This window comes from Pseudomonas sp. 18.1.10 (assembly GCF_024655625.1).
Taxonomy (GTDB): domain Bacteria; phylum Pseudomonadota; class Gammaproteobacteria; order Pseudomonadales; family Pseudomonadaceae; genus Aquipseudomonas.
The window spans coordinates 1-5229 of sequence record NZ_JANLGL010000298.1 but is presented as its reverse complement, the minus strand read 5'-3'; the positions used below and the strand labels follow the sequence as shown (position 1 = coordinate 5229).

General features: G+C 60.0%; 5 protein-coding genes. 4 read left to right on the top strand and 1 reads right to left on the bottom strand.

Annotation, left to right across the window (positions count from 1 at the left end):
• Positions 1–190 precede the first annotated feature (190 nt).
• From NUV89_RS27255 to NUV89_RS27240, 4 genes are all read left to right on the top strand, one after another.
• Positions 191–1285, top strand: a complete 1095-nt coding sequence (locus NUV89_RS27255) for a polyamine ABC transporter substrate-binding protein (RefSeq protein ID WP_308220207.1) — start codon at positions 191–193, stop codon at positions 1283–1285.
• A 64-nt stretch (positions 1286–1349) separates the two neighbouring features.
• Complete coding sequence (locus NUV89_RS27250; protein ID WP_057006455.1) at positions 1350–2492, top strand: ABC transporter ATP-binding protein; 1143 nt, start codon at positions 1350–1352, stop codon at positions 2490–2492.
• On the top strand, positions 2489–3409 hold the full coding sequence (locus tag NUV89_RS27245) for an ABC transporter permease subunit (RefSeq protein WP_032884234.1): 921 nt from the start codon (positions 2489–2491) through the stop codon (positions 3407–3409). The genes NUV89_RS27250 and NUV89_RS27245 overlap by 4 nt, the downstream gene beginning before the upstream one ends.
• Positions 3406–4290 (top strand): ABC transporter permease subunit, encoded by an 885-nt coding sequence (locus NUV89_RS27240; protein ID WP_017739035.1) that lies wholly within the window; start codon positions 3406–3408, stop codon positions 4288–4290. The genes NUV89_RS27245 and NUV89_RS27240 overlap by 4 nt, the downstream gene beginning before the upstream one ends.
• A gap of 122 nt (positions 4291–4412) precedes the next feature.
• Here NUV89_RS27240 and NUV89_RS27235 read toward each other — a convergent pair whose 3' ends face one another.
• Positions 4413–5048, bottom strand: coding sequence for an HD domain-containing protein (locus NUV89_RS27235; RefSeq protein WP_257783751.1), 636 nt, complete (start codon positions 5046–5048; stop codon positions 4413–4415).
• Between the last annotated feature and the right edge of the window lie 181 nt (positions 5049–5229).

Below are 5229 nucleotides of genomic sequence, written 5' to 3'. Positions count from 1 at the left end.
ACGGTGTGTCAGCCAGCGAATGTATCAACTGATACACCGCCTTCGCGAGCAAGCCCGCTCCCACATAAACCAGCTCCCACACATTAAATGACAGAAAGTTTTGCCGGATCGGTTTATCGAGGGTAAGTTGCGCGCCGGTTTTGTTGCCGGGCAACAACTTCAAGGCCCAACTATTTAAGAGGACCTCCACTTGCCAATTTCTTTATTTCGCCAAGCCATGCTGGTGGGTGCAGGTATCACGCTGACGCTGAGCGTGCAGGCCGCACCGACGGTGCATATTTATAACTGGTCGGACTACATCGGCACCGACACCCTGGCCAATTTCGAAAAGGCCAGCGGCATCAAGCCCGTGTATGACGTGTTTGACTCCAACGAAACCCTGGAAGGCAAGTTGCTGGCGGGGCGCACCGGCTATGACGTGGTGGTGCCGTCCAACCACTTCCTCGGCAAGCAGATCAAGGCGGGGGCGTTCCAGAAGATCGACAAGGCGCAGTTGAGCAACTACGCCAACCTCGATCCGGCGCTGCTCAAGCGCCTGGAAAAGAACGACCCGGGCAACGGGTACGCCGTGCCATACCTGTGGGGCACCAACGGCATCGGTTACAACGTCGATAAAGTGAAGGAAGTGCTGGGCGTCGACAAGATCGACTCCTGGGCCGTGCTGTTCGAGCCGGAAAACATGAAGAAGCTCGCCACCTGCGGGGTGTCGTTCATGGATTCGGCAGATGAAATGCTGCCGGCGGTCCTCAACTACATGGGCCTGGACCCCAACAGCACCAACCCGGACGACTACAAGAAGGCCGAAGAAAAGCTGCTGAAAGTGCGGCCCTACGTGACCTATTTCCATTCTTCGAAATACATCTCCGACCTGGCCAACGGCAATATCTGCGTGGCCGCCGGGTTCTCTGGCGATGTGTTCCAGGCCAAGGCCCGCGCGGCCGAGGCGGGCAAGGGCGTAAACATCGCCTACGCGATTCCGAAAGAAGGCGGCAACCTGTGGTTTGACGTGCTGGCGATCCCCAAGGATGCCACCAACGTCAAGGAAGCCCACGCCTTCATCAACTATTTGCTGCAGCCTGAGGTGATCGCTCAGGTCAGTGATTACGTCGGTTATGCCAACCCTAATCCAGGGGCGGACAAACTGATGGAGCAATCGATACGCACCGACGAAGCGGTTTACCCACCGCAGGCGGTTCTCGACCGGACATTTGTCAACTTCGAGCTACCCCCGAAAGTGCAGCGTTTAATGACCCGTAGCTGGACCAAGGTCAAGACGGGCAAGTAAAGCCCGAACTATCCAAGGTTCGCCTGTTTCGGGCGAACAGACATTTTTGTTGGGAGTTTCGTAAATGGCAGTTGCCTCCGGCGCCTATAAGAAAGCCCTCGAGGGCGACCAGACACCTAAGAAGGTGCTGGTCAAAATCGACCGGGTCACGAAGAAGTTCGACGAGACGATTGCCGTGGACGATGTGTCCCTGGAAATCAAGAAAGGCGAGATCTTCGCCTTGCTCGGCGGTTCGGGTTCGGGCAAATCCACCTTGCTGCGCATGCTCGCAGGTTTTGAGCGCCCGACCGAGGGCCGCATCTACCTCGACGGCGTGGACATCACCGATATGCCGCCCTACGAGCGGCCGATCAACATGATGTTCCAGTCCTACGCCTTGTTCCCGCACATGACCGTGGCGCAGAACATCGCCTTCGGCCTGCAACAGGACAAGATCCCCAAGGCCGAGGTCGACGCCCGCGTGGCCGAGATGCTCAAGCTGGTGCAGATGAGCCAGTACGCCAAGCGCAAGCCGCACCAGCTGTCCGGTGGCCAGCGCCAGCGTGTGGCCCTGGCCCGTTCCCTGGCCAAGCGCCCGAAACTGCTGCTGCTCGATGAGCCGATGGGCGCCCTCGACAAGAAGCTGCGCTCGCAGATGCAACTGGAGCTGGTGGAAATCATCGAACGCGTCGGCGTGACCTGCGTGATGGTGACCCACGACCAGGAAGAGGCCATGACCATGGCCGAGCGCATCGCGATCATGCACCTGGGCTGGATCGCCCAGATCGGCAGCCCGATCGACATCTACGAGACGCCCACCAGCCGCCTGGTGTGCGAGTTCATCGGCAACGTCAACATCTTCGAAACCCAGGTGGTGGACGACGCCGAAGGCCACGCGGTGCTCAAGTGCCCGGACCTGGACCGCGACATCTACGTGGGCTACGGCATCGCCACGGCGGTGGAAGACAAGTCGGTGACCTACGCCATCCGCCCGGAAAAGCTGCTGGTCACGTCCGAGATGCCGACCTGCGAACACAACTGGTCCAGCGGCAAGGTGCATGACATTGCTTATCTGGGCGGCCATTCGGTGTTCTACGTCGAGCTGCCGAGCGGCAAGCTGGTGCAGTCCTTTGTCGCCAACGCCGAACGCCGTGGCCAGCGCCCAACCTGGGGTGACCAGGTGTACGTGTGGTGGGAAGACGACAGCGGCGTGGTACTGCGCTCATGAACACAAAAAAACTCAAGCGGCGCTTGAACCGCCTCGTCCCCAGCGGCAAGCAGGTGGTCATCGGGATTCCCTTCCTGTGGCTGTTCCTGTTCTTCGCCTTGCCGTTTTTCATCGTCCTGAAAATCAGCTTTGCCGAAGCCGACGTCGCGATCCCGCCGTACACCGAGATCTACACCTACGTTGAGCAAAAGCTGCAGGTGGTGCTGAACCTGGCCAACTACAGCTTGCTGGCGGGCGACGAGCTGTACATCGCGGCCTACCTGGGCTCGCTGAAAATGGCGTTCTTCAGCACGCTGTTGTGCCTGCTGATCGGCTACCCGATGGCCTACGCCATTGCCACCGCGCGCAAAGAGATGCAGACCGTGCTGGTGCTGCTAATCATGATGCCGACCTGGACCGCGATCCTGATCCGCGTGTATGCATGGATGGGCATCCTCAGCAACAACGGTCTGCTCAATGGCTTCCTGATGTCCATGGGGCTTATCAACGAGCCGCTGCAGATCCTCAACACCAACATCGCGGTGTATATCGGCGTGGTCTATTCGTACCTGCCGTTCATGATCCTGCCGCTGTACGCCAACCTGGTGAAGCACGACCAGAGCCTGCTGGAAGCCGCGTCCGACCTGGGTTCGAGCACGTTCAACAGCTTCTGGAAGATCACCGTACCGCTGTCCAAGAACGGCATCATCGCCGGCTGCATGCTGGTGTTTATCCCAGTGGTGGGCGAGTTCGTGATCCCGGAACTGCTGGGCGGCCCGGAAACCCTGATGATCGGTAAAGTGTTGTGGCAAGAATTCTTCAACAACCGTGACTGGCCGGTGGCGTCTGCCCTGGCGGTGGTGATGCTGGCGATCCTGATCGTGCCGATCATCCTGTTCAACCGCAGCCAAGCCAAAGAGATGGAGGGCAAGATATGAAGCGCGTCAGTTTCTCAAGCTTCATGCTGGTGGCGGGGTTGCTGTTCATCTACCTGCCGATGCTGATCCTGGTGATCTACTCGTTCAACGAATCCAAGCTGGTGACGGTGTGGGGCGGTTGGTCGATCAAGTGGTACGTGGGCCTGCTGGACAACACCCAGTTGATGGGCTCGGTGATGCGCTCCCTGGAAATCGCCTGCTACACGGCGGTGGCAGCGGTGGCGCTGGGTACCTTGGCGGCGTTTGTGCTGACCCGCATCAGCCAGTTCAAGGGCCGCACGCTGTTTGGCGGCCTGGTGACGGCGCCGTTGGTCATGCCGGAAGTGATTACCGGTCTGTCGCTGTTGCTGCTGTTCGTGGCCATGGCGCAGATGATCGGCTGGCCGCAAGAGCGTGGCATCGTCACCATCTGGATCGCCCACACCACGTTCTGCGCGGCGTATGTGGCGGTGGTGGTGTCGGCGCGTTTGCGTGAGCTGGACCTGTCGATTGAAGAGGCGGCGATGGACCTGGGTGCGCGGCCGTGGAAGGTGTTCTTCCTGATTACCATCCCGATGATCGCGCCGTCGCTGGCGGCGGGCGGCATGATGTCGTTTGCGCTGTCCCTCGATGACCTGGTACTCGCCAGCTTCGTGTCGGGGCCGGGTTCGACCACCTTGCCGATGGAAGTGTTCTCGGCGGTGCGCCTGGGGGTTAAACCCGAGATCAACGCCGTGGCCAGCTTGATTCTGTTGGCGGTGTCGCTGGTGACCTTCCTGGTGTGGTTCTTCAGCCGTCGTGCGGAAGAGAAGCGCAAGAAGGCGATCCAGCAAGCGATTGAAGAAGCGGCGGCAGATGGCTGGCAACAGCCGGACAAGCGTAGAGCGCCGGCACCGGTCTAAAGGTCGGAACCGGGTCAAAATGTGGGAGCGGGCTTGCCCGCGAATGCGGTGGATCAGTCGGCAAATCTGGTGACTGACACTCCGCTTTCGCGGGCAAGCCCGCTCCCACATTTGACTGCATTTCAAATCCAGGGTGATGTACGAATCACCTCAACAAAATTCATCGGCCTGAACCCCGGCTCCTGATCCACCAGCACATCCGTCTTCACATTGCCAAACGTAGTCTGCGGACGATGGCGCAAGCCGTCGGCAAACGCGCAGATGATGCACTCCTTGAACCCTTCACCTCGTGGATGCGCATGCACCACCGCTTCGCGCTGCACGCTGGAAAAGGCCGCGTAGTCCATGCCCAGCACGTCCATCTCCACGCCGGCGGTGACCAGGGCCACGGTCGGGCGCAGATGTTGCGGCACGCCCGGCGTGGTGTGCAGGGCGATGGACAGCCACACTTGTTCGATATCGTCATCGCTCAGCCCGTAAGGCTTGAGGAACGCCGCCGCCGCATTGGCGCCGTCCACTTCAAAACGCTCGTTGTCACTGCGATGCCCAGCCACCAGGCCGAGGTCGTGGAACATCGCGCCGACGTACAGCAACTCCGGGTTGTAGGTGAGTTGCTTGCGCTCGCCGCTCAACGCGCCGAACAGGAAGACCCGGCGGGAGTGGTGGTAGAGCAGGTCGGATTCGACGTCGCGGATGTATTCGGTGGTGGCCTTGGCGAGGGCGCTGTCGGGGATCTGGATGCCGGCGATGGTGGTCATGGTGGTTCTCCTGTGGAAGGATTCCAGTCTGGTCGCGTGCCCGTGGCGGGGCCATCGCTGCGAGGGTGTGATCCCGGCCAAAGTACCGTCACTTCATGCCAAGAGGAATAGTCTCTAAGGCCTGAGAAGATCAAATGTGGGAGCGGGCTTGCTCGCGAATGCGGTCTGTCAGTTAATGCAT